The organism is Demequina lignilytica, assembly GCF_030418305.1.
GTDB lineage: Bacteria > Actinomycetota > Actinomycetes > Actinomycetales > Demequinaceae > Demequina > Demequina lignilytica.
On sequence record NZ_JAUHPX010000002.1, the window covers coordinates 338,782 to 360,725 of the forward strand.

Sequence of the window (21,944 nt, forward strand, 5' to 3'; positions counted from 1 at the left end):
CGGACATTCCGGTTGACATCCACCGTGCTCGGGCGCATGCTGACACATGTCGGTCGAACGACCGAACGAGGAGCGGCGACGATGCGGCTCCCCGACAGCAGATGGAGTCCCCGCCATGACCACCTACGACAACCCCGACCTGCGGTACGTGCCGTCCCCCGACCCGAACCAGGCCATCGCGCAGGCGATCGCGCAGCTGACCTACCGTCGCGTCAACGGGCACCTGCCCGGCCGCGACGAGCACCGCGTGCACCGCACCCCGCGTCAGCGCGTGCTCGCCGACCGCCTGCGCCACGCCGGCCAGGTGTCGCTCGACGCGGTCGCCGCGCGCGCCCGCCGCTGGTCCGACGCCCTCGCCGACGCCGGCACCCACGGCACCGGCACCCCGAGCGCGGCCTGACACCGGTCGTACCCTGAGACAGAGGACCCGATGACACCGACCGCCACCGCCGACGCGACCACCACGGATCGCATCCTGGCCGCCTGCCGCGAGCAGATCCTCACGGGCGGAGCGGCCTCGGTGTCGACCCGGAAGGTCGCCGACGCCGCCGGCGTGCCGCTGTCCCAGATCCATTACCACTTCGGGTCGAAGCGCGGCCTGATGCTCGCCACCTTCGCCGCCGAGGACCGCCGCCTCCTCGACCGTCAGGCCGCGATGTACGCCGGGAACGAGCCCTTCGCCGTCCAGTGGCGACGGGCCTGCGACCACCTCGACCAGGACCTCGAGTCCGGGTACGTGCGCATGCTCCAGGAGATGATCACCGCCGGCTACTCCGACGACGAGCTGCGGGCCCAGGTGCGCGACATGCTCGGCGGCTGGTCCGGCCTCATCACCGAGGCCCTGCGCTACCACTACGCCCACGGCCTGCGGCTCGGCGGCCTCACCGCCGACGAGGCCTGCGCGCTCATCGCCGCGGTCTTCCTGGGGGCTGAGACACTGTGCCTCATGGGTCAGACCGACGACGCGACCCCGGTCCGCGACGCGCTCCGCGCGCTCGAGCCGCTGCTCGCCGCCGCCCAGCAGCCCTGACGCCATCCCCGCGTCGACCGCGCATCGGCGCCACGTCCCCGCCCGGCCTCCCCGTCCCCAGGAGCCACCCATGCGACCAGTCCTCCCGTCCTCCGACGGCACGGTGGAGCGCGACCGTGCCCGCCTGCACTTCGACGTCTACGCGGACCTCTGCCCTGCGGGCTCCCCCACGATCGTGCTCCTGCCCACCTGGACGGTGGTGCACGCGAGCGCCTGGAAGATGCAGATCCCGTACCTCGCGCGGCACTTCCGCCTGGTGGTGTTCGATGCCGCCGCCTCGGGCCGCTCCACCGGCCCCACCGACCCGGCGCGCCACACCCACGGCAACCGGCTCGCCGACGCTGCCGCCGTGATCGAGGCGACCTGCGACTCTCCCGCGCTGGTCGCGGGCGTCTCCATGGGCGGGACCCTCGCCTACAGCCTTCAGGCGTACCGGCCCGAGCTGGTCGCCGGTGTCGTGTCGATCGGCGGCAGCGAACCGTTCCGCGTCGACCCGCCGGACTGGCACGACGCGCACTGGGCGGACGACCCGTGGCTTCTCGAGTGGTCCAAGTTCGACCACGACCGCATCCGCAGCGACTGGACCGGCTTCCTCGAGTTCTTCATGTCGCAGGTGAGCCACGACCCCCACTCGACCAAGGCCGTCGAGGACCTGATCGCCTGGGGCAGCACCCAGGACCCGGACGTCGCGCTGGCGAGCATCACCGATGCCGACGACCTCGACCAGGACGACTGGCGCCGCCGCCTCACGGCCACGACCATCCCGACCCTCATCATCCACGGCACCGACGACCGCATCATCCACGTGGACAGCGCCCGTCGCGCGGCGGCGGAGATCCCCGGCGCGCGCCTGATCATCGACGAGGGCGCCGGCCATGCCCCGCACGCCCGCTACCCCGCGCTCAACAACCTCCGCATCCGCGACTTCGCGGACGAGGTGTTCGGCCGACCCTCCCGCGCGGCCCTGGAGGCGGCGGCCTGGGCGGCCCCGGCATCGTCCCGCCGGAAGGTGCTGTACCTGTCCTCGCCGATCGGTCTGGGGCACGCGCGGCGCGACGTGGCGATCGCGCAGGAGCTCGCCGCCGCCCACGACGTGGAGATCGACTGGCTGGCGCAGGACCCCGTCACCCGGGTGCTGGCCGCCGAGGGTCACCGCGTGCACCCGGCGTCGCGGCTGCTGGCGAGCGAGTCGGCGCACCTCGAGGAGTCCTGCGGCGAGCACCAGCTCGACGTGTTCGAGTGCTCGCGCACCATGGACGAGATCCTCATCACCAACTTCCACGTGCTCGACGAGGTGGTCGCGGAGGGTCGCTACGACCTGATCGTCGCCGACGAGGCGTGGGACCTCGACTACCACCTGCACGAGACCCCCAGCCTCAAGAGGGCGCCGGTGGCGTGGCTCACCGACTTCGTGGGCAACGTGCCGATGCCGGCGGGTGGAACGCGCCAGGCCGAGCTGGTCGCCGACTACAACCTCGAGATGATCGAGCACGTCGCCCGGCATCCGGAGATCCGCGACGCCTCGGTGTTCGTGGGCGAGCCCGACGACGTCACGCACCTCCCCTTCGGACCTGGCCTGCCGGGGATCCGCGAGTGGACCGAGGAGCACTTCGACTTCACCGGGTACATCGCGGGCTTCGACCCGAGGACTCTCGGCGATCGCGACAGGCTGCGCGCGTCCGTGGGCTTCGGGCCGCGGGAGAAGGTCTGCGTGGTCGCCTGCGGCGGCACCGGGGTCGGACGGAGCCTGCTCGAACGGGTGGCGGCCGCGGTGCCCGCGGCGAGGGCGCTGATCCCGGAGCTGCGCGTGGTGATCGTCACCGGACCGCGGCTGGACCCGCAGACGATGCCACAGGTCCCGGGCGTCGAGTACCACGCGTACGTCGACCGGCTGTATCGCTGGCTCGCGGCCTGCGACGTCGCGATCGTCCAGGGCGGCCTCACCACCACCATGGAGCTCACGGCGGCCAAGGTGCCGTTCATCTACGTGCCGCTGCGCGACCACTTCGAGCAGAACGTCCACGTGCGGGCGCGCCTCGAACGCTACCGCGCGGGACGCCTCATGGAGTACGACCAGCTCGAGCCGGCCGCCGTCGCCGCGGCGCTGGTGGAGCTCCTCGGCAACGAGGTCGACTACGTCGACGTGGAGACGGACGGAGCGCGGCGGGCGGCGGCCCGCATCGGCGTGCTGCTGTAGCCCCTGCCGGGCGTGTCGCCAACATCACACGGTTGTTCGTCCGATAGTTGGCGTATCGCGGATTATCCTTCTGCGGTGGCACGAGGCAACGTCGCCTCGGACCGAAAGGAAGACACATGTCGCTGAACCGTGAGCAGACCGCGCGCGCAGGCCGCGAGATCGCCGCCAACCTGGCCCTCGCGGGCCTCTCGCCCGAGACCATCGCCCAGACCCTCGAGTTCAGCCCGCGTCGCGCCGCCGAGACGCTCCGCGTGGGCCCCGCCGCCGACCCGGTCGACGTGTGGGCCGTGCGCGACCTGCTCGACGCGACCATCCGCGGGGCCGGCGCCGAGCCCGCGCCGTGGGAGGTCCTCACCGACAAGGCCCGCGTGGCCGCGGCGCAGTGGTTCGCGCTGCGGACCCCGCCGACCGTGACCGAGGCGCCCGCCGCCTGACCCTGACCGCGATGCGGGACCTCGGACCCGCATCGTCCACCCGCCGAGGCGCGTACCCTGGACGCGCCCTTTCTGACAACGACGTACAGAGGACTGGCACCGCATCATGATCGACAGCCGCGACCGGCTCGACCACCCCACCATGGACAACTACGGCGACCTGCTCGCGCTCGCGGGCATGGTCCGCGCCACCGGCAGCTGCGTGGCCTGCCCGCCCGAGTCAGCGCACCATCACGCCGAGCACCTCTGGCTGGTCCACGACGCCGCCACCCAGGACGCGACCCCCGAGGGCCTGCTGTGCTCGCGCCACGCGCTCGAGGCCCGGGCCTCGATGGGCTGAGCCCCGCCGCGCTCAGAGGTCCCTGAGCGCCCTCTCGACCAGGTAGGTCCGGTTCATGATCACGGCCTGGATGGCCGCGCCGAACCAGCTGACGATGCCGATGACCCCGGTCCACCAGCCGGCGGGCAGCAGCACCACCAGCGAGCTGAACACCAGCCACGCGCCGCCCGAGACGTAGTACTTGACCCGCGCGGTCTTGAATCCCGCCCAGACGAACCCGACCCAGCCGAGCACGCCGAGCGAGACCAGCGGCGGCAGGATCCACCATGACGTCTTGAGCCGCCACGAGCGGTTCTCGAGCTTGCGCACGGCGTGCGGCGGCAGCGGAGCGCCATCGGGGCGGCTGGCGGGCATGGGCATGGAACCTCCTCGTCTGCCCCTCAGCGTAGGCGCGGCGCGCCGCGCGTCCCCCCACCCGGTCCGGACGGCGCGCCGGCCGTAGCCTGAGCAGGTGAACCGCCCCCGAGCCGTCCTCGCGATCGCGATCCTCGGCAGCTTCGTCGCCTTCCTGGACGGCAGCATCGTCACGGTCGCGCTCCCGGCCATCGAGCGCGACCTGGGCGGCGGCGTGTCGATGCAGCAGTGGGTCGTCGACTCCTACCTGATCACGCTCGGCGCGCTGATCCTCGTGGCGGGCTCCCTGTCGGACCTGCTCGGCAGGATCCGCATCCTGCGCCTGGGCCTGCTGGGCTTCGCCGTCGCCTCCGTCGCGATCGCGCTCGCGCCGACCGCGGGCGTGCTGATCGGCGCGCGGCTGTTCCAGGGCGCCGCCGGCGCGCTGCTGGTGCCGTCCAGCCTCGCGCTGATCATGTCGACCTTCCGCGGCCCCGAGCAGGCCAAGGCGATCGGCACGTGGACGGGGGCGACCACCGGCGCGTTCGTGGTCGGCCCGCTGCTGGGCGGGCTGCTCACCGACCTCGCGAGCTGGCGGTGGGCCTTCGGCATCAACGTGCTGCCGATCGCGATCACGATCCTCCTGCTGGGCCGCCTGGGCCCCTCGGAGAGGCGACGTCCGGGGACGCGGGTGGACCTCATCGGGGCGGCGCTGGCCGCGGGCGGCCTCGGGGCCACGGTGTTCGCGCTGATCGAGCAGCCTCGGCTCGGGTGGATGCACCCGGCGATCATCGTGACCGGCACGCTCGGCGCGGTCGCGCTCATCGCGATGCTGATCCACGAGTCCCGCACACCCGCACCGATGCTCCCGCTGAGCCTGTTCCGCATCCGCAACTTCGCCTGGGGCAACGCCGCCACGTGGATGATCTACGGGGCGCTCGCGCTCAACGGATTCATCCTGGGGGTCTACCTCCAGACCGGGGCCGGGCTCAGCGCGACCCAGGCGGGCATGGCGTCGCTGCCGGTGATGCTGCTGATGATCCTCGGCTCCTCCACGGTCGGGCGCTGGGCGGGTCACCGGGGCCCACGCCTCTTCATGACGGCGGGACCGGCCGTGATGGCGGTCGGCAGCGTCATGCTGCTCGCCGTCGACGCGGAGTTCGACTACTGGACCCAGGTGCTGCCCGGCGTGATCGTGTTCGGCGCGGGGCTGACGCTCACCGTGGCGCCACTGACCTCCGCGATCCTCTCCCCCGTGGGCCCCGACCGCGCGGGCATCGCGAGCGCCGTCAACAACGCGGTCGCGCGCATCGCCGGCCTGGTCGCGGTCGCGATGCTCGGATCGATCGTGGCCGGCCTGCTGGACCTCACCGGCTTCCACCGTGCGACCGTGGTGACGGCCGTGCTCCTCGCGGCGGGCGCGGCGATCTCCTGGGCCGGCATCAGGAACGATGCGGCGGTCCAGGAGACGTAGAGCTCACCGGTGCCTGACGTCGGCACGGATGCTCAGCAGGGCGATGTCGTCGTCGTCGAGCGGGAGGCGATGCCGCAACCGCGTGATCGACAGGCCGACGTTCAGGCCCAACAGCGCCACGGCCACCAGCGTCATCGCCATGTGCGCGTGGAACGCGCCGCCCACGGTCTCGCTGATCACCGCGAACAGGCCGTATGCGCCGAACAGGCCGCCGACCACGGCGGTGCCCCAGGCGCTCGCACGGTCGTTCAGCAGCAGCGTCGCGACCGCCATCACCAGCGGGATCACGACGAAGCCGTTCATCATGTAGCCCCACAACGGGACGATCTCCTCGCCCTCCATGGTGCCGCCGACGGCCTCCTCGATCACGCCCGGCTCGTAGAAGAACAGGGTCAGGGCCGACAGCAGCGCGATCGCTGCGGCGAGCCAGACGCCGGTGGCCTGGACCTTGAATACCAGGGATCTCATGATCTCTCTCCCCTCCTCCGTGAGGTCGGGGACCACTCTCTATTCTAGTCGGGGTCAGTCGAGCGGGCAGGTCCAGACGTTGAGGGTCATGTCGACCCCGCGGTACTCCTCCTCGATGACGCCCACGCGGGCGAACCCGACCGCACGGCACAGCGCGTTCGACGCGTCGTTGTCCACGTTGGGACAGGCCATCAGCAACGGCGCCGCCGCGGACTCGTCACGATGCGCCCGCGCGTCCTCGACCAGCAGCCGCAGCGCAGCGCTCGCGGCACCCCTGCGCTGGAACGCGGGCAGCACGTTCCATCCGGCCTCGTAGCACGCTCGACCGTCCCACTCCGAGACCCACCAGCCGATGCCGCCGACCCCGACCCCGGCATCGTCCCGGATCGAGTACATCCGCGGCATCCCCGCGTCCCACCCGCGGATGTACTGCTCGTGGCGGCGGCGCACCCGCGCCTCCGTCTCCGGCCCGCCCAGGTGGGCGGTCATCTCCGGGGCGTTGGCCGCGATCAGCAGCGGCAGGTCGGCGTCCGTCCAGCGACGGAGCCGGTACCCGGTCATCGCAGCACGTCGAGGGCGTCCGAGTCGCCCTTCTCCTCGTCGGTCAGCAGGCCGGCCCAGCCCTCGTACTCGCCGCCGTACTGGTCGGCGATGCGCTCGCACAGGTCGATGGTCTCGCGCAGGTAGTCCGGCACCAGCGGCTTGTTGAAGCCCCGCACGAACACCATCCACTCGGGGATGTCGTGGCTGGGCTCCACAAGCTCGTGGGTGATGCGCATGGCCCGCAGCTCGTCGACGGCGAGGCGCACCTTGGGCTCGGAGGTGAAGCTGAGGAAGAACTCGGACTCCCGCGGCGCGGTGACGTCCGCCCCGCGGGCCTCGAGCGCGTCGAGCTGCTGCGCATCGTCGCTCCACAGGCTGTACGGCGCGACCCTGCTGCGCCCGCCCCCGAACACCTTCGACAGGAAACCCATGGGGCTCACGCTATCCCGCGCGGGTCCCGGCTCACGACCCTTCGGGCCCCCGCGAGACCTCGACGAACCCCAGCCCCTCGTACAGCGCCCGCGCACCCGCGTTGTCCTCGTCCACGGTCAGCCCGAGGGCGTGCTCCCCCACGGCCTTGGCGGCGCGCGCGGCGGCGGCGAGCAGGCCCGACGCGACGCCCTGACGCCGGTGATCGGGGATCGTGAGGCAGTTGAGGACGAACGGGCTGTCCGGCGCGTCGTCGATCGTGATGCGCTGGACGGTCGCGACCACGCCGGCGACGTAGCCGTCCTCGGTCACGCCCACCGGCGACGCGACGGGCATGAAGTCGCCCCACCGGCCGGTGAAGATCGACTGCGTCGAGGCGACCGCAGCGTCCCAGGTCTCGAAGCCGCGGCCCCCCTGGTAGGCCTCCCACGAGGCGGCGGCGAGCCACGGGATGTCCTCGGGCTGGAGCGGCCTGACGTGCGGCCAGGGGGTCGCGGCGGCGATGATGGAGTCCACGGGGGCCGTCATCACGATGCGCATCCTCGGGCTGTCGTCTGCCATTCCAGCAACGTAGCACCGCCCTCTTGACACATACCCCCTGGGGTATGCATACTGGACATCAAGCGACCGGCGCCGCCTCCCCCCTCATGGCCCGGTCGCCTCAGACCGACCGGCGACCGCCGGGACAAGACGACAAGAAGGAGTCACCCTATGTGCTCTCGCATCACCTGCAGCCAGTGCGGCAAGGCCACGTGGACCGGTTGCGGCAACCACGTCGAGCAGGCCCTCGCGGGCGTCGCCAAGGACCAGCGCTGCACCTGCGAGCAGACCTCGAACGCCGGCTCGTTCGGCTCCATCTTCGGGTCGATCTTCTCGCGCTGAGCCGCTGAGAGCAGGCCGGACCCCGCCACTACCTTTCCGGTGGCGGGGTCTTCTGCTGTCCGGGGACGATGAGCGGGCCGGGACGATGCGGCGGTCACGCAAGATCAGGGCGTTCCCCGATGGCGGGTCCCGACCGCCCGTGCCTACGCTCGAGGCATGAGCTACCCGACCGTCCCGCTCCCGCCCAAGGACACGGCGATCACCTACATCCTGTGGTTCTTCCTCGGGATCTTCGGCGTGCATCACTTCTACCTGGGCAAGATCGGCCGCGGGATCCTGTGGCTCCTGACCGCGGGCCTGCTCGGCATCGGCTGGCTGGTCGACCTCTTCACCATCCCCAGCCAGGTCCGCACGGTGAACGCGCGGCGCGCCGCCGGCATCCGCTGATCCCCACCGGACTCCCAGCCCCCTCCCAGGGACGTGCGGTCCACTGGATCGCATGACCCGACGACGCGCCCTGCTCCCGCTTCTCGCCACCGCCACCCTCGCGCTGGGCGTCAGCGCCTGCGACGCCTCCGAGGCCGAGAGCACCTCCGCCGCGTCCGTCGACGCCGCCGCCATCGCCGACGTCTGGGACTCGACCGTCCTGCACACCTTCGAGGTCGAGTACGAGCAGACCGACTACGACGCCCTCATGTCCGCGTACGAGTCCGCGGGCGAGAAGGTGTGGATCGCGGCGACCGTCACCATCGACGGGGTGACCTACGAGGATGCGGGCCTCAAGCTCAAGGGCAACTCCTCCCTGCGCGGAGCATCGAGCGCGGACGACCCGGCGACCCTGCCCTGGATCGTGTGCCTCGACAAGTACGTCGACGGGCAGTCCCACGACGGCTCGACGGAGTTCGTCATCCGCGGCAACTCCTCCGAGACGTCCCTCAACGAGGCGATCGCGCTCGAGCTGCTCGACGCGTCGGGTCTCGCGGCCCAGCAGGCGATCTCCGTCGCGCTGACCGTCGACGACGGCGAGCCCGAGCTCCGGCTCGTGGTCGAGAATCCCGACGACTCCTGGATGGAGCGCGAGCTCGGCGACGGCGCGCTCTACAAGGCCGAGGCCGGCGGCGGCTACGACTACCTGGGCGACGACTCCGACGCGTACGCCGAGGTCTTCGACCAGGAGGGAGGCGACGACGACCTGGAGCCGCTGATCGACTTCCTCGAGTTCGTGAACAACGCCGACGACGCGACGTTCGCCGCGGAGCTCGCCGACCACCTCGACGTCGACGCCTTCGCGACGTACCTCGCGTTCCAGGAGCTGGTCGACAACGACGACGACATCGACGGCCGCGGCAACAACTCCTACCTCTACTTCGACCCCGACACCGGGCTCATGACGGTGGTGAACTGGGACCTCAACCTCGCCTACGGGGCGACGCCCGGCACGGGCGGCGGCGCAGGCGTCGGCGCGGGAGCAGACGCGGGCGACCGGACGATGCCCGGCGGGAGGGCGCCCGGCGGCGCCCAGGCCGGCGCGGGCGGGCCCAGCGACGGGAACATCCTCGCGGCACGCTTCCTGGCGGACGACGACCTCGCCGCCCTGGTCGACGCCGAGGTGACCCGCCTGACCGAGGCGCTCTACGGCGACGGCATCGCCGACGAGGCGCTCGACGCCTGGTCCTCGATGCTCCTCGACGGCGCGACGGACCTGGTCCCCGCCGAGACCATCGAGTCGGAGGCCTCCGCGCTGTCCGACCGCTTCCCCGCATGACGCATCGTCCCGGACCACCGCATCGTCCCCGCTGGTAGGTTCGACACGACGCCCAGGAACGGAGATCACACGTGTCCGAGATGACCGCGCCGCCCACCACGCAGCCGCGCTACGGCGTGCATTCCGAGGTCGGGCGCCTGCACTCCGTGCTCGTCTGCTCGCCGGGGCTCGCCCACCACCGGCTCACCCCCTCGAACTGCCACGACCTGCTCTACGACGACGTGCTCTGGGTCGAGCAGGCGGAGCAGCACCATCAGGGCTTCGTGACTCTGATGAAGGACCGCGGCATCGAGGTCAAGGAGCTGCACACCCTGCTGGCCGAGACCCTGCACGTGCCCGAGGCCCGTGACTGGCTGCTCAGCCGCAAGATCACCCCCGACGAGGTCGGGCTCGGCCTCGCGACCGACATCCGCGAGTTCCTCGACGAGCTCGACAGCGCCACGCTCGCCGACTACCTCATCGGCGGCCTCTCCACGCACGACCTCCCGCGCGACTTCTCCCCGCCCGGCGTCCAGCTGGTGCGCGAGGAGTCGGGCATGACGGACTACCTGCTGCCCCCGCTGCCCAACACGCTCTTCACACGCGACACCACCAGCTGGGTCTACGGCGGGGTCACCCTCAACCCGCTGTACTGGCCCGCACGCCACGCCGAGACGCTGCTGATGAAGGCCGTCTACTCGTACCACCCCGACTTCGCGGGCGCGGTCCGCACCTGGTGGGGCGATCCCGAGATGGAGCACGGCTTCGCCACGCTCGAGGGCGGCGACGTCATGCCGATCGGCAACGGCACCGTGGTGATCGGCATGTCGGAGCGCTCCTCCCGCCAGGCCATCACCCAGCTCGCGATGGAGCTGTTCCTGGGCGAGGGCGCGGAGCAGGTGATCGTGGCGAAGATGCCGCGCATGCGGGCCGCCATGCACCTCGACACCGTGTTCACGCTCGCCGACCGCGACGTCTGCACCGTGTTCCCCGGGATCATCGATCAGATCGAGACCTTCACCATCCGCGAGGCGCCCGCCCCGACGTTCCTCGACGTGAACCGCGAGGACCGGCCCTTCGTCGACGTCGTCGCGGGCGCGCTCGGGCTGGACCATCTGCGCGTGATCGAGACCGGCGGCGACCGCTACATGTCCGAGCGCCAGCAGTGGGACTCCGGCAACAACCTGCTCGCGCTCGAGCCCGGCGTGGTGGTCGCGTACGACCGCAACGTCGCCACCAACAAGAAGCTCCGGGCCGCGGGGGTCGAGGTGCTGGAGATCGTCGGCGCGGAGCTCGGCCGCGGGCGCGGCGGCGCGCACTGCATGACCCAGCCGCTGCTGCGGGACCCCGTCGACTGACCGCCGCCGCGGGGGGATCCATGGCACCGGCGGAACCGTGCGCACGGCTGCGACGCAGCCCGACGTGGCACGGCATCGCCTACCTGGCGGCCGTCGGCCGCGCGCTGTGGGTGGCGGTGGCGCTGGTCGTCATCGCCGCGGTCGCCGTGGGCCTCTGGCTGGGCCGGGACGATGCGGCGGCCGGGTGCGCTGAGGATCCCCCCGTGGTGGACGCCGGGTCCTGCTGACGCCACCCGGAGATGCGACGAGCGCGGCCACACCGTCGTGGCCGCGCTCGTGAGGCGAGGTGCGGGCACGCCATTGTGTCCGCACCCTTCGACGCTAACGCTCGTAACAGCGTGATGGCACCCCGTTTGCCCAACCGTGACCTTCGCATCGTTGCAGATCTCGTGAGAGCGCGCTCTCACCTGTGAACGGAGGTCCGGGGTTCTCCGGGTCGCGCTGTTCCGGTCCGGATTCATCCCCGCTACAGTCGACCGCAGAGGGGGGCACCGATGATGGCTCAGACCAGCGAATCACCCCATGCCGCGCGCGAGCGCGTGAGCGCGGACGAGCGACCCCGCAACCGCCACGAGCGCCACCTCGCGGGCAGCCGCCGCGCGACTCGGGAGGCCCGGCCCGGCTGGACCCGCCCCCCGCGGATCTTCGAGCCGAGCTTCTCGGGCGTGGGCCTGGTGGTCGGCGCCCTCTTCATCGCCGTCAGCCTGCTGCCGTCGCTCCTCCCCCGCGGATCCGTGGTCCAGGGCGTCGCCACGGGAGTGTCCTTCATGCTCGGCTACGGGATCGGCGCGGCCGGACACGCGATCTGGAACTACCTCGAGATCCCGAACCTGCGCGGGCGCGCGCGGACGATCGTCGCCTGGGTGCTGCTCGGCTTCATCGGTCTGATGCTGGCGTCCGCGATCTGGGGATGGGTCGGCTGGCAGAACGAGATCCGCCACACCTTCGGCATGGACGACCTCCACCCCACCGCATGGCCCCTCGTGATCGGCTCGGGGCTGCTGACCGCGGCGCTGGTCCTGATCGTGTCGAGGTCGTTCCGCACGCTGTTCCGCTGGGCGGGCGACACGCTCGACCGCTGGCTGCCGCGCCGTCTCGCGATCACGCTCTCCACGGCCGGGCTGCTCCTGCTGCTCTGGCTGCTCGTGTCCGGAGCGCTTGTGCAGGGCTTCTTCGCCGGGGCGAACGCGATCTTCTCCGTACGCGACACGAACGACAAGGCCGGCGTGGAGGAGGTGACCTCGGCCCTGCGCTCCGGCAGCCCCGCCTCGACGGTCGAGTGGGAGGATCTCGGCCGCCAGGGTCGCAGCTTCGTCTCCTCGGGCCCGACGATCGACGAGCTCGACGGCTACAACGACGGCGGAGCGCGTGAGCCCATCCGCGTCTACGTCGGCCTGAAGTCGGCGGACACGCTCGAGGAGCGCGCCCAGCTGCTGCTCGACGAGCTGATCCGCACGGGTGCGTTCGACCGGAAGGTGCTGATCGTCGGCACCACCACCGGCACCGGCTTCCTGGAGCCCAACGGCGTCGACTCCCTCGAGTACCTGTTCAACGGCGACACCGCGATCGCGGGCCTGCAGTACTCGTACCTGCCCAGCTGGATCTCGCTGCTCGCCGACCAGCAGGCCGTCAAGGAGACCTCGCAGGAGGAGTTCCGCGTCATCCACGACTACTGGGCCGAGCTGCCCGAGACCTCGCGACCCGAGATGTATCTGTACGGCCTCTCGCTGGGCTCGTACGGCGTGGAGTCGGTGCTCAGCAGCATCGACATCATCAACGAGCCGATCGACGGGGCGCTGCTGTCCGGGCCGCCGTTCGTCAACCTGCTGCACAACGAGCTCGAGCGGACCCGCGACGCCGGCACGCCCCAGTGGCTGCCGACCGTGAGCGAGGGACGCACGGTCCGGTTCACGGGAGAGGTGGACTCGCTCGACGCGCCGACGTCGACATGGGGCGACACCCGGATCGTCTACTTCCAGCACGGCTCCGACCCGGTGGTCTTCTTCACCCCCACCGCCTTCTACCGGGAGCCGGAGTGGATGCAGGGCACGCGCGCGCCGGACGTCTCGTCGACCATGGCATGGTTCCCGCTGGTGACAGGGTGGCAGCTGCTGCTCGACCTCCCCGCCGCGGGCTCCGTCCCCGAGGGCTATGGGCACATGTACTCCGTGACCGGCAACCTTCAGGCCTGGGTGGGCGTCACGGAGCCCGAGGGATGGACGGACGCCGACACGGACGCGCTCGCGGCACACCTGGAGGAACGCGTGGTCGAGCAGCGCACCCTGCTGGAGCAGCTCGGCGACTGACCACGCGGCCCGTCGCGGCCGCACACGTCAGCGGCTGAGGTCGATCGTGACGCCCATGGTCGTGCCCTCGCCTGGCCCGAGCATGGGCGCGCCCGCGTGCGGACCGGTGCGGTCCGGACCGAACAGCGGCGCGTTCGTCGGCTCGATCCCCAGCGCCCAGCCGCCGCGGGTCGGGTAGATCCACTGGACGCAGCGCGGCTGCTCCGAGGCGCGCCACTCGACGGTAGCCGTGCGGCCCGTCGGAGACGTGACCCGGGCGCGCGCGACGCCCGCGGCGTCGGCGACCAGCCCCGCGTGCTCCCACACGGACTCCCCCACCGCGTCCGACGGCTCGGGGTACACGGACCAGGGAACCACCGCGGCCTCGGGATCGCGCGGTTCATGCGTGGCGGCATCGACGGCCACCGTGGTGCCCGGCAGCACCAGCGGGGCGCCCAGGTTGACGTGGTAGAGCACGGGTATCGCTGCGGGCACGACGCCGCGGTTGACGACCGTGTCCCGCACCTCGACGCGCGGAGCTCCCGCGCGCACGCGGATCTCCCGCCGCACCTCGACCTGGCGACCGAACACGCTCGCGGAGTCGATCACGCCCGTCACGAGGACGTCGCCGTCCGGGGTGCGCCCGACGGCGACGTCCTCGGCCGGCGTGAGATGGTGCGAGCCGTGCAGGCCGAACCCGTCGCGCGCGGGGCCGATGTTGTCGAATCCGCAGGTCGCGAGCGCTCCCCCGCCGAACCGTCCGATCCATCCCTCACCGCGCGGGTCACGCGATCCGCCGCGCGGCCCCAGCGCGGAGCGCCAGGCGTACGGCACGTTGTCGAACCACAGCGAGCCTAGGTCGAGGCCGCGCTCGGGGAGGATCTCGACGCTCACGCCGCCGAGCATCGTCACGCGGTAGGAGCGTGCGCCGGGCCCCGACCGCGGGTCGCCGACCTGCTCCCGGATCTCGGCGAGAGCGTCGGGACGCGAGGCGAACCCCTCCGAGAGCAGGGACGAGGCGGATGACTCGGACATGGCGGCCGCCGCCCTCAGACCGCGTCCGCCGGCGACGGCGGACGGCAGCGGATCGCCTCGAAACCGGGCCCGGCGGTCACCGACCAGACGCCCGCGGCGTGCGGAAGCAGGGCCGTGGCGCCACGACGGACATCAAGCGAGTCACCTGACTCGAATGTGAGGGTCGCGGCGCCCGCGGTGCACACCAGCACCGAGAACCCCGCCTCCAGGACCGAGTCCCCGCGCACGCGCTCCGCCCGGAAGAAGGGCGCCGCGGCGGCAAGGAGGCTTCCGCCGTCGCGCGCCCGAGCGGTGCGCAGGGACTCGACCTGCTCCCGGGACAGGGCACGGCGGTCGACGGCGCGAAGCGCACGGTCGAAGCCCAGCCCCAGGTGCCCAGCGACGGCTCCGTCGATCGCGAAGCCGTCCCACTCCATGAGGATCGAGAGGTCCGTGGGCTCCTGGAGCTCGACCAGGAACGCACCCTCTCCGATCGCGTGCGCGGTGCCGGCCGGCACCAGCACCGCGTCGCCCGCCTCGACGCTCAGCCGGTGCATCGCGCCGAGCATCGCCGCGGTGTCCTGCGCGCTCACCCACCGGGCGAGCTCGTCCTCGCCCACCTCGCGCGTGAAGCCCAGGTGCACGTCCGCGGGCTCGAGGAAGATCCAGGCCTCGGTCTTGCCGTGAGCGAGCCCCAGGTGCTCGGCCGCGAAGGGGACGTCGGGGTGCGCGTGCACCGGCAGCCGCTGGCCCGCATCGAGGAGCTTCACCAGCAGGCACGTGTCGGCGCCGAACGCGGCGACGTGCTCCTCACCCAACCAGGCGACCGGGTCGGCCGCGACCGCGTCCGCCAGCGCCGTCCCGTCCGGGAGCACCGTGCGTCCGAGCGAGGCCTCGCCGAACAGCGGCGTCACGGACCCGACCCAGTCCTCCGGGGTGTGCGGGCGTGCCGCTCCGTCGCCACGGAACGCGGCGATGCGCTCGCCTCCCGCGTAGAACCGGTCGGCCGGCTGGTTCGCGCCGAGCAGCGTGCCCCCGGCGGTGAGGGTGGTCATGCGCGGCTCCTCGTCGCGGCCTGCGACACCAGGGCGGCCACGACGCCGCCCACGAAGGTGTCTCCCAGGCCGATGGTGGTGGGGCTGTCGGTGTCGAGCACGCGGGCGGCGCGGCACGCGACGCGGTCGCCCAGCAGCGCCTCGATGCCCTCCGCGAAGGCGACGCCGCGCTCCTGGCGGGGCAGCCGCATCGTCGCGGCGTACAGGTCGGCGTCCAGGGCGTCACCGTGGAGGTAGCGCGTGCCCGCGAGCGCGGAGCCGGCGTCCAGGGCGTCCGCGAATCGCGCGGCGCCCGGACCGTAGGCGAGCGCCCACGCGCTCGTATGGACCACCAGCGTGGGGCCGGGGATCAGTGCGCGCAGCGTGGCGAGAGCGTCGGCCACGTCGGCGGGGTCCAGCAGGTCGACGTCGCGGCCGACCCGCGTCGCGAGCTCGTCCTCGTTCATCCCGTAGACGTCCACGACGTCGGAGAGCTCGCGGATCAGCACGTCCGCCAGCTCGGGCACGTGGTAGCCGGCGTCCTCGAAGACCACGAGCGAACCGGCGGGCATGCGCTCGATCGCGTCCCGCATCGTCTGGATGCGGGCGCGCAGCGCCGCCTCGCTCACCATGGCGTTGAGGCCGCTGATGAGGAACAGCCGGGCGTCCTCGAGCAGGTCGCCCAGGCCGGGATCGATGATCATCTCGGTGTTCGGGCGGTCGCAGACGTAGATGAGGCGGTTCGAGGCGGGCGCGACCAGCTCCGTGCCGTCCGCCAGCCTCACCCGCGCCCCGCGCGGGAACTGCACGATCAGATGCGGGTTGAGGGTGTCCTCGTCACCGCTGCAGATCCAGACCACGCCCGCCGGAAGGAGCCGGCGGACGTGGTCGTCGACGCTCACCAGGTGGAGCGTGCTGGGGACGCCGATGCGGCTCATCGCGAGCGCGGCGCGCACCGAGGTGCCGCCGAGCGTGATGCGCCGCTCGAACATGCGGCTGAGCGCCTCGATCGGCTCGAGCGCGGCGACCGCGCGCTCTCCCCCGACGCCGTCCCTGAGGAAGGCGAGGATCGAGCGCACCAGGTCCCGCTCGCTGCCGATGACGTCGCCGCGCTCGAGCTCGGAGGCCACGATCCCGTGGCGCCGTGCGAGCTCCTCGAGCGCGGCGACGTCCCAGGTGATCTCATAGTCGAGGCAGCCCCCGAGACCGAGCACCGCTGCCCCCGCCTCGGCGCCGGCCGCCGCCGCCCCGTCCATGTCCGCGATCACCTGTGGCTCCCTCTCAGAACAGGGAGGCCTTGCCGGCGGCGCCGAACAGGTCGATCTTGTGGGCGGCCTCGACCTTCATGGCCTCGATCGCCGGCGGCTGGATCGTGTTGGGCTCGCGCAGGCTCGCGTCCGCCATGACCTCGCGCATCTTGGTGTGGTAGGCCACCTTGATGTCCGAGGAGATGTTGATCTTGTTGACACCCAGCGCGGCCGCCTCGCCGATCTCGGAGTCGGGGTTGTTCGAGCCGCCGTGGAGCACCAGCGGGATGTTCACCGCGGCCTTGATCTCCTTGAGCAGGTCGAGCTTGAGCTCGGGCTTCATCCACGACGGGTAGATGCCGTGCGAGGTGCCGATCGCGATGGCGAGCGAGTCCACGCCGGTGAGCTCGATGAACCGGACCGCGTCCTCGGGCACCGTGTAGATGATCTCCGCGGCGCCGTCCTCGGCCTCCGCGTCGGTCTTGCCGATGGTGCCGAGCTCGCCCTCGACGGACAGCCCGACCGCGTGCGCGATGTCGACCGCGGCCTTGGTGAGCGCTACGTTCTCGTCGAACGGGAGCATCGAGCCGTCCAGCATCACCGAGGTGAAGCCGCTCTGCACCGCCCACACCATCTGGTCGACGGTGGCGCCGTGGTCGAAGTGGATCGCGACGGGGACGGAGGCCCGGTGCGCGAGCTCGCGGATCGCGGGCATGAGGGCGTCCGTGGTGTGGGACAGCTCGTCGGGGTGGATCGCGATGAGCAGCGGGGCGTTCTTCTCCTCGCTGATCTCGACGATGCCGCGGCACATGTTCCAGTCGGAGATGTTGAAGGCCGGGACAGCGAAGCTGTTCTCGTGAGCCACCTGGAGGATGGCGTCGCCGGAGGTGAGCATGGGTGTTCCTTTCGGGTTGCGGGGGTTGTGGTCCGGCGCTACGCCTTGACGGCGCCGGCGGACATGCCGCCGATGAAGTAGCGCTGGAAGAACAGGAAGAGCACCAGGACGGGGATGGAGCCGAGCACGCTCATGGCCATCATCTGGTTCCACTCGTAGGCGTGCTGGCCCATGAGCAGCTGGATGCCGATCGGCACCGTGCGCATGTCGTTGGTGCGGGTGAGGGTGAGCGCGAAGAGGTACTCGTTCCACGCGATCATGAAGGTGTAGACACCCACCGAGACCATGCCGGGGACGGAGATCGGGAGCAGCACGCGGAACAGCGCCGTGATGGGCCGTCCGCCGTCGACCTTGACGGCCTCGTCGAGCTCGCGCGGCAGGGTGTTGAAGTACCCGGTCATCATGATGATCGCGTAGGGCAGCGTGAACACCATGTAGGTCAGGATCAGGCCCGGGTAGGTGTTGTACAGCCCGAGCGCGACCACGAGCCCGAAGTACGGGATCAGCAGCGTGATCGGCGGCACGGCCTGGACCGAGATCACCACCACGTTGATGAGGCGCTTGCCGGGGAACTCGAAGCGGCTGAACGCGTAGGCCGCGAGCACCGCCACCGCGAGGGTGAGCACGGTGACCGCTCCGGCGATGAGGTAGCTGTTGAAGAAGAACCGCAGCTTCTCCGGGTCCGTCAGGATCGCGACGTAGGCGTCGAAGCTGAAGTTGCTGGTCACCAGGCGGGGCGGGTACGCGAAGATCTCGCCGTTGGTCTTGAAGGAGCTGGAGAGCATCCAGACGATGGGCGCCGCGGGGAAGGCGGCGCAGACCACCAGGGCGGCGATCAGGGCGGCCTTCTTGGCCTTGTGGCGGCGGACGACCTGCTCGCGCGTGGGGACGCCGGCGGCGTCGACGGTGGTGGCGGACATGTCAGTCCCTCGCCTTCTGATGACGGACGTACAGGTAGGCGAGGATCATCGACAGCACGAGGACGATCACCGCCGCGGCCGAGGCGACCGAGAAGTCGTAGGTCGCGAACGCCAGCTTGTAGGTGTAGGTCGACAGCATCTCCGTGCGGTTGATGGGGCCGCCGCCGGTGGTCATCCAGATGAGCGCGAACTGCTGCGTGGTCCAGATGAAGTCCAGCAGCGCCATCGAGATGATGATCGGCTTGAGCTGCGGGATGGTGACGTGGAAGAACTGCTTCACGGGGCCCGCGCGGTCGATCAGCGCGGCCTCGTACAGGTCCTTCGAGATCCCCTGGAGGCCCGCCAGCAGGCTGACCATGAAGAACGGGTAGCCGGACCAGATGTTGATGAAGGTCACCGCGGGGAGCGCGAGGCTCGGGTCGGACAGCCACTCGACCGTGCCAGAGCTGAGCCCGAACGTCTCGGTCAGGTAGTTGACGATGCCGTTGGGCGACAGCAGCATGCGCCACAGCACCGCGACGATCGCGATGGTGAACAGCCACGGGAGGATGTAGACGGTGCGGAAGATCGCCTTGGTGCGGTGACCGAGCATCGGCGAGTTCAGCATCAGCGCGAAGCCCATGCCGATCACGAAGTGGGCGATGACCGAGGCGCCGGCGAAGAACACGGTGTTCCTCACCGCGACCATGAACACGGGGTCGGTGAGGACCTCGCCGTAGTTCTCGAAGCCGACGAAGTTCGACTCGGGGGCCGTGATGACCCGGTCCATCAGCGAGTAGCCGATGACCATGACGATCGGCGTGACCATCAGGATGATCAGCAGCACCAGCGTGGGCGACAGGAAGCCGAAGGGGCCGAGCCGCCGGAGGAGGTCGCGGCGCCGGGTGGAGGCGGCCGGGGGTTCCGCTCCCTTGCCGGCCCTCGCCTCGGGAGGCGTGAGGGTGGTGGTCATGAGATGACGCTCCTTGGGGGGTGAGGGTCGCGCCGGGCGTCGGGGGCACCCGGCGCGACCCTGGTGGAGGGTGGGAGGGAGAGGAGCTCCTAGAACTCCTCCTCCCACGCCGCCTGAGCGTTCGCGAGGGCGGTGTCGACGTCGATCTCGCCGGCGAGCATGCTCTGGAACTGCTCGGAGAAGTCGCGCATCAGCTGCTCCGCCACGGGGAGGCCGACGAACTCGTTCGCCGGGTAGCCCGCCTGCCAGACGTCGAACGCGGTCTGGAACATCGGGTCGTTCTCCACGAACTCCGGCACCGCGGTGCTGTTGCCCGGGAAGGCGTTCGCGGCGTTCGCGAGCTCGCCGTTGGCGGCCTCGCTCATGAGGAACTCGATGAGCTTGAAGGCCTCGGCCTTGTGCTCGGAGTTCTCCGCGACGCCGATGCCCCACGAGGCGTACGGGGTGCCGCGCTCACCGGTGTAGCCGTCCTCGGCCGGCAGCGCCGAGAGGGTGAAGTTCAGGTCGGGGTTCGACTCGCGGATCGTGTTGATGTGCGCGAGCGAGGAGACCATCATGGCCACGCGGCCGTTGGTGAACTCCTCCACCTTGTCCTGCTCCTTGAGGGTGGCCGCTCCGGGAGCGATCACGCCGTCGGCGTCGAGCTGGGCGATGAACTCGACCGCGCTCTTGACCTCGTCGTTGGTGACGTCGGGCTGACCGTCGGCGAGCATCGAGCCGCCGGAGGCCCACACCCACGACATCACGTCGTTCTGGATGCCGTTCGGCGCCTCCAGCGACAGCGGGAGGATCCAGCCGGACACGTCGTCGGTGGTGACGGCCTTGGCGGCGGCCTCGAACTCGGACCGCGTGGTGGGCACGTCGACGCCCGCGGCGTCGAGCAGGTCCTGGTTCGAGAACAGCATGTACGCGAAGTTGACCACCGGGATCATGTAGGTCGAGCCGTTCAGCTGGACCTGGCTCGCGAGCTGGGACTCGTCGTAGCCCGCCTCGGTCATGAGGGCCGAGAGGTCGGAGATCGCGCCCTGCTGGACGAAGTCGGAGACCCAGGCGCCGTCGAGCCCGACCACGTCGGACATGGTGCCGGAGGCCGCACCCGCGACCACCTGCTCCTTGGTGGAGGCGTAGGGGCCGGAGAGGAGCTCGACGGTGATGCCGGGGTTCTCCTCCTCGAACTGGTCCATCAGACCGCGCAGCATGCCCTCGGGAAGCTCGGGCTCCCACCACTGGGCGAACTCGAGGGTGACCTCCTCGCCCGATCCGGTGTCGGTCCCAGTCGAACCGTCATCGGTGGTGGTGCCACCGCTGCTGCAGGCCGCGAGGCCGAAGATCGCGAAGCCGGCCGCGCCGGCCATGAATGCCTTCCGTGCTCGAGCACCGTTGCTCATCGTTGCTTCTCCTTATCGAAGTGTGCCGCGTTTTGCGCCTCAATGCGCTCTTGTGCGGCTTCCCTCACGCTAGACCGGCAAAATAACGCATGTCAAGTCGAGAAGCGGCATGTTCTGGCAACGATTTCGTAACCTGCGATGCAGATTTGCCGATGTTAAGGCAAACATTCTGCGTGTTGATGCGGGTTTGTGCTACAACTGCGGGTATGAACCAACCTCTGGGGGCAATGATGACCGAGGAGGCACGCCGCCGGCTTCCCGCCGGGCGCAAGGCGCGACTCGCCGCGCACGTCGCGGAGAACGGCCAGGTGACCGTCGCGGAGCTCGCCGACATGTTCGGCGTCTCCGTCGACACCATCCGGCGCGACCTGGACCAGCTGGACGCCGACGGCGTCCTCATCCGCACGCACGGGGGCGCGGTCAGCCCCGACGCGCTCCCGAAGCCCGACACCGGCCTCGAGATCCGCCGGCGCGTGCAGACCTCGGCGAAGGAGCTCATCGGCGGCCTCGCCGCGAGCCTGGTGCAGGACGGGCAGAGCATCCTCGTCAACGGCGGCACGACCGTGCTCGCCCTCGCGCGCGCCCTCCGGGATCGCAGCGATCTCACCATCGCGACCAACAACCTGCTCCTGCCCAGCGAGATCCCCGCGGGCGTGTACCGGAGCCTCTACGTCTTCGGCGGCATCGTCCGCGAGAGCGCCCAGGCGACGATCGGCCCGGTGACGTTCACCCCGCTCGGCTCCCCCGGCGTGGAGGTGAACGCCGATCTCGCCTTCGTGGCGATCGGCGGGCTCACCGTCTCGGGCGGCTACAGCACCTCCAACGTGGCGGAGGCGCAGATGATGCGCGACATGATGGACCGTGCGGACAAGGTCGCGGTGCTCTGCGACTCCACCAAGTTCGGGCGCAAGCTGTTCGCGCAGTTCGCCCCGCTGGAGCGCGCCGACTACATCGTCACCGAGGCACCGCCGGCGCCGGAGTTCCGGGACGCCTTCGCCGAGCGCGGGATCGCGGTGCTGACGCCGTAGTCCCGCCGA

General features: G+C 70.9%; 25 protein-coding genes. 13 read left to right on the forward strand and 12 right to left on the reverse strand.

Features of this window, described 5'->3' with window-relative positions:
- Positions 1 to 115 precede the first annotated feature (115 nt).
- The 5 genes from QQX10_RS04870 to QQX10_RS04890 all read left to right on the forward strand — a co-directional run bounded on the left by QQX10_RS04870 (position 116) and on the right by QQX10_RS04890 (position 4,001).
- Positions 116 to 400, forward strand: coding sequence for a hypothetical protein (locus QQX10_RS04870; protein ID WP_301118558.1), 285 nt, complete (start codon positions 116 to 118; stop codon positions 398 to 400).
- 30 nt (positions 401 to 430) lie between these two features.
- The gene (locus QQX10_RS04875) at positions 431 to 1,030 is read left to right on the forward strand and encodes a TetR/AcrR family transcriptional regulator (RefSeq protein WP_301118559.1); all 600 of its coding nucleotides are present in this window, start codon (positions 431 to 433) and stop codon (positions 1,028 to 1,030) included.
- Positions 1,031 to 1,100: 70 nt separating this feature from the next.
- Positions 1,101 to 3,227 carry an alpha/beta hydrolase gene (locus tag QQX10_RS04880; protein ID WP_301118560.1) on the forward strand — a complete coding sequence of 709 codons (2,127 nt, stop codon included), beginning with the start codon at positions 1,101 to 1,103 and terminating at the stop codon, positions 3,225 to 3,227.
- A gap of 116 nt (positions 3,228 to 3,343) precedes the next feature.
- Positions 3,344 to 3,661: a DUF2316 family protein gene (locus tag QQX10_RS04885; RefSeq protein WP_301118561.1), complete on the forward strand. Its 318-nt coding sequence runs from the start codon at positions 3,344 to 3,346 to the stop codon at positions 3,659 to 3,661.
- A 106-nt stretch (positions 3,662 to 3,767) separates the two neighbouring features.
- The gene (locus QQX10_RS04890; RefSeq protein ID WP_301118562.1) at positions 3,768 to 4,001 is read left to right on the forward strand and encodes a hypothetical protein; all 234 of its coding nucleotides are present in this window, start codon (positions 3,768 to 3,770) and stop codon (positions 3,999 to 4,001) included.
- A gap of 12 nt (positions 4,002 to 4,013) precedes the next feature.
- Here QQX10_RS04890 and QQX10_RS04895 read toward each other — a convergent pair whose 3' ends face one another.
- Positions 4,014 to 4,361: a hypothetical protein gene (locus QQX10_RS04895; RefSeq protein WP_301118563.1), complete on the reverse strand. Its 348-nt coding sequence runs from the start codon at positions 4,359 to 4,361 to the stop codon at positions 4,014 to 4,016.
- 91 nt (positions 4,362 to 4,452) lie between these two features.
- Here QQX10_RS04895 and QQX10_RS04900 point away from each other — a divergent pair, with 91 nt between their 5' ends.
- Positions 4,453 to 5,808 carry an MFS transporter gene (locus QQX10_RS04900; RefSeq protein WP_301118564.1) on the forward strand — a complete coding sequence of 452 codons (1,356 nt, stop codon included), beginning with the start codon at positions 4,453 to 4,455 and terminating at the stop codon, positions 5,806 to 5,808.
- Positions 5,809 to 5,811: 3 nt separating this feature from the next.
- On the opposite strand, the gene QQX10_RS04905 is transcribed toward QQX10_RS04900, so the two are convergent.
- The 4 genes from QQX10_RS04905 to QQX10_RS04920 are packed head-to-tail and all read right to left on the reverse strand — an operon-like array spanning position 5,812 to position 7,809.
- Positions 5,812 to 6,276 carry a hypothetical protein gene (locus QQX10_RS04905; RefSeq protein ID WP_301118565.1) on the reverse strand — a complete coding sequence of 155 codons (465 nt, stop codon included), beginning with the start codon at positions 6,274 to 6,276 and terminating at the stop codon, positions 5,812 to 5,814.
- A 54-nt stretch (positions 6,277 to 6,330) separates the two neighbouring features.
- On the reverse strand, positions 6,331 to 6,837 hold the full coding sequence (locus QQX10_RS04910; RefSeq protein ID WP_301118566.1) for a GNAT family N-acetyltransferase: 507 nt from the start codon (positions 6,835 to 6,837) through the stop codon (positions 6,331 to 6,333).
- Entirely contained in the window at positions 6,834 to 7,250 is a 417-nt protein-coding gene (locus tag QQX10_RS04915) for a ribonuclease E inhibitor RraB (protein WP_301118567.1), read from the reverse strand. The genes QQX10_RS04910 and QQX10_RS04915 overlap by 4 nt, the downstream gene beginning before the upstream one ends.
- A 31-nt stretch (positions 7,251 to 7,281) precedes the next feature.
- Positions 7,282 to 7,809: a GNAT family N-acetyltransferase gene (locus QQX10_RS04920; protein ID WP_301118568.1), complete on the reverse strand. Its 528-nt coding sequence runs from the start codon at positions 7,807 to 7,809 to the stop codon at positions 7,282 to 7,284.
- A gap of 150 nt (positions 7,810 to 7,959) precedes the next feature.
- Here QQX10_RS04920 and QQX10_RS04925 point away from each other — a divergent pair, with 150 nt between their 5' ends.
- The 6 genes from QQX10_RS04925 to QQX10_RS04950 all read left to right on the forward strand — a co-directional run bounded on the left by QQX10_RS04925 (position 7,960) and on the right by QQX10_RS04950 (position 13,478).
- Positions 7,960 to 8,130, forward strand: a complete 171-nt coding sequence (locus QQX10_RS04925) for a DUF8730 family Cys-rich protein (RefSeq protein WP_301118569.1) — start codon at positions 7,960 to 7,962, stop codon at positions 8,128 to 8,130.
- A 156-nt stretch (positions 8,131 to 8,286) separates the two neighbouring features.
- Positions 8,287 to 8,517, forward strand: a complete 231-nt coding sequence (locus QQX10_RS04930) for a TM2 domain-containing protein (RefSeq protein WP_301118570.1) — start codon at positions 8,287 to 8,289, stop codon at positions 8,515 to 8,517.
- A gap of 52 nt (positions 8,518 to 8,569) precedes the next feature.
- Entirely contained in the window at positions 8,570 to 9,835 is a 1,266-nt protein-coding gene (locus QQX10_RS04935; RefSeq protein ID WP_301118571.1) for a CotH kinase family protein, read from the forward strand.
- 80 nt (positions 9,836 to 9,915) lie between these two features.
- The gene (locus tag QQX10_RS04940) at positions 9,916 to 11,172 is read left to right on the forward strand and encodes an arginine deiminase (protein ID WP_301118626.1); all 1,257 of its coding nucleotides are present in this window, start codon (positions 9,916 to 9,918) and stop codon (positions 11,170 to 11,172) included.
- Positions 11,173 to 11,192: 20 nt separating this feature from the next.
- Positions 11,193 to 11,399: a hypothetical protein gene (locus tag QQX10_RS04945; protein ID WP_301118572.1), complete on the forward strand. Its 207-nt coding sequence runs from the start codon at positions 11,193 to 11,195 to the stop codon at positions 11,397 to 11,399.
- A 267-nt stretch (positions 11,400 to 11,666) separates the two neighbouring features.
- A complete protein-coding gene (locus tag QQX10_RS04950; protein WP_301118573.1) occupies positions 11,667 to 13,478 on the forward strand; it encodes an alpha/beta hydrolase in 1,812 nt (603 codons plus the stop codon).
- Positions 13,479 to 13,505: 27 nt separating this feature from the next.
- Here QQX10_RS04950 and QQX10_RS04955 read toward each other — a convergent pair whose 3' ends face one another.
- The 7 genes from QQX10_RS04955 to QQX10_RS04985 all read right to left on the reverse strand — a co-directional run bounded on the left by QQX10_RS04955 (position 13,506) and on the right by QQX10_RS04985 (position 20,874).
- On the reverse strand, positions 13,506 to 14,492 hold the full coding sequence (locus tag QQX10_RS04955) for a DUF4432 family protein (protein ID WP_301118574.1): 987 nt from the start codon (positions 14,490 to 14,492) through the stop codon (positions 13,506 to 13,508).
- A gap of 14 nt (positions 14,493 to 14,506) precedes the next feature.
- Positions 14,507 to 15,526: a class I mannose-6-phosphate isomerase gene (locus QQX10_RS04960; RefSeq protein ID WP_301118575.1), complete on the reverse strand. Its 1,020-nt coding sequence runs from the start codon at positions 15,524 to 15,526 to the stop codon at positions 14,507 to 14,509.
- Entirely contained in the window at positions 15,523 to 16,773 is a 1,251-nt protein-coding gene (locus QQX10_RS04965; protein ID WP_301118576.1) for an ADP-dependent glucokinase/phosphofructokinase, read from the reverse strand. The genes QQX10_RS04960 and QQX10_RS04965 overlap by 4 nt, the downstream gene beginning before the upstream one ends.
- 13 nt (positions 16,774 to 16,786) lie before the next feature.
- Complete coding sequence (locus QQX10_RS04970) at positions 16,787 to 17,647, reverse strand: ketose-bisphosphate aldolase (protein WP_301118577.1); 861 nt, start codon at positions 17,645 to 17,647, stop codon at positions 16,787 to 16,789.
- 38 nt (positions 17,648 to 17,685) lie between these two features.
- Complete coding sequence (locus QQX10_RS04975) at positions 17,686 to 18,567, reverse strand: carbohydrate ABC transporter permease (protein ID WP_301118578.1); 882 nt, start codon at positions 18,565 to 18,567, stop codon at positions 17,686 to 17,688.
- Position 18,568: 1 nt separating this feature from the next.
- Positions 18,569 to 19,519 carry a carbohydrate ABC transporter permease gene (locus QQX10_RS04980; protein WP_301118579.1) on the reverse strand — a complete coding sequence of 317 codons (951 nt, stop codon included), beginning with the start codon at positions 19,517 to 19,519 and terminating at the stop codon, positions 18,569 to 18,571.
- 89 nt (positions 19,520 to 19,608) lie between these two features.
- Entirely contained in the window at positions 19,609 to 20,874 is a 1,266-nt protein-coding gene (locus QQX10_RS04985; RefSeq protein WP_301118580.1) for an ABC transporter substrate-binding protein, read from the reverse strand.
- Between the two features lie 239 nt (positions 20,875 to 21,113).
- Here QQX10_RS04985 and QQX10_RS04990 point away from each other — a divergent pair, with 239 nt between their 5' ends.
- Entirely contained in the window at positions 21,114 to 21,935 is an 822-nt protein-coding gene (locus QQX10_RS04990) for a DeoR/GlpR family DNA-binding transcription regulator (RefSeq protein ID WP_301118581.1), read from the forward strand.
- Positions 21,936 to 21,944 lie beyond the last annotated feature (9 nt).

Excerpts from the sequence above, each read along its gene's own strand:
- QQX10_RS04870 (WP_301118558.1), top strand. The coding sequence starts at position 116 with ATGACCACCTACGACAACCCCGACCTGCGGTACGTGCCGTCCCCCGAC.
- QQX10_RS04875 (WP_301118559.1), top strand. The coding sequence starts at position 431 with ATGACACCGACCGCCACCGCCGACGCGACCACCACGGATCGCATCCTG.
- QQX10_RS04880 (WP_301118560.1), top strand. The coding sequence starts at position 1,101 with ATGCGACCAGTCCTCCCGTCCTCCGACGGCACGGTGGAGCGCGACCGT.
- QQX10_RS04885 (WP_301118561.1), top strand. The coding sequence starts at position 3,344 with ATGTCGCTGAACCGTGAGCAGACCGCGCGCGCAGGCCGCGAGATCGCC.
- QQX10_RS04890 (WP_301118562.1), top strand. The coding sequence starts at position 3,768 with ATGATCGACAGCCGCGACCGGCTCGACCACCCCACCATGGACAACTAC.
- QQX10_RS04895 (WP_301118563.1), bottom strand. The coding sequence starts at position 4,361 with ATGCCCATGCCCGCCAGCCGCCCCGATGGCGCTCCGCTGCCGCCGCAC.
- QQX10_RS04905 (WP_301118565.1), bottom strand. The coding sequence starts at position 6,276 with ATGAGATCCCTGGTATTCAAGGTCCAGGCCACCGGCGTCTGGCTCGCC.
- QQX10_RS04910 (WP_301118566.1), bottom strand. The coding sequence starts at position 6,837 with ATGACCGGGTACCGGCTCCGTCGCTGGACGGACGCCGACCTGCCGCTG.
- QQX10_RS04915 (WP_301118567.1), bottom strand. The coding sequence starts at position 7,250 with ATGGGTTTCCTGTCGAAGGTGTTCGGGGGCGGGCGCAGCAGGGTCGCG.
- QQX10_RS04920 (WP_301118568.1), bottom strand. The coding sequence starts at position 7,809 with ATGGCAGACGACAGCCCGAGGATGCGCATCGTGATGACGGCCCCCGTG.
- QQX10_RS04925 (WP_301118569.1), top strand. The coding sequence starts at position 7,960 with ATGTGCTCTCGCATCACCTGCAGCCAGTGCGGCAAGGCCACGTGGACC.
- QQX10_RS04930 (WP_301118570.1), top strand. The coding sequence starts at position 8,287 with ATGAGCTACCCGACCGTCCCGCTCCCGCCCAAGGACACGGCGATCACC.
- QQX10_RS04935 (WP_301118571.1), top strand. The coding sequence starts at position 8,570 with ATGACCCGACGACGCGCCCTGCTCCCGCTTCTCGCCACCGCCACCCTC.
- QQX10_RS04940 (WP_301118626.1), top strand. The coding sequence starts at position 9,916 with ATGACCGCGCCGCCCACCACGCAGCCGCGCTACGGCGTGCATTCCGAG.
- QQX10_RS04945 (WP_301118572.1), top strand. The coding sequence starts at position 11,193 with ATGGCACCGGCGGAACCGTGCGCACGGCTGCGACGCAGCCCGACGTGG.
- QQX10_RS04950 (WP_301118573.1), top strand. The coding sequence starts at position 11,667 with ATGATGGCTCAGACCAGCGAATCACCCCATGCCGCGCGCGAGCGCGTG.
- QQX10_RS04955 (WP_301118574.1), bottom strand. The coding sequence starts at position 14,492 with ATGTCCGAGTCATCCGCCTCGTCCCTGCTCTCGGAGGGGTTCGCCTCG.
- QQX10_RS04960 (WP_301118575.1), bottom strand. The coding sequence starts at position 15,526 with ATGACCACCCTCACCGCCGGGGGCACGCTGCTCGGCGCGAACCAGCCG.
- QQX10_RS04970 (WP_301118577.1), bottom strand. The coding sequence starts at position 17,647 with ATGCTCACCTCCGGCGACGCCATCCTCCAGGTGGCTCACGAGAACAGC.
- QQX10_RS04975 (WP_301118578.1), bottom strand. The coding sequence starts at position 18,567 with ATGTCCGCCACCACCGTCGACGCCGCCGGCGTCCCCACGCGCGAGCAG.
- QQX10_RS04980 (WP_301118579.1), bottom strand. The coding sequence starts at position 19,519 with ATGACCACCACCCTCACGCCTCCCGAGGCGAGGGCCGGCAAGGGAGCG.
- QQX10_RS04985 (WP_301118580.1), bottom strand. The coding sequence starts at position 20,874 with ATGGCCGGCGCGGCCGGCTTCGCGATCTTCGGCCTCGCGGCCTGCAGC.
- QQX10_RS04990 (WP_301118581.1), top strand. The coding sequence starts at position 21,114 with ATGAACCAACCTCTGGGGGCAATGATGACCGAGGAGGCACGCCGCCGG.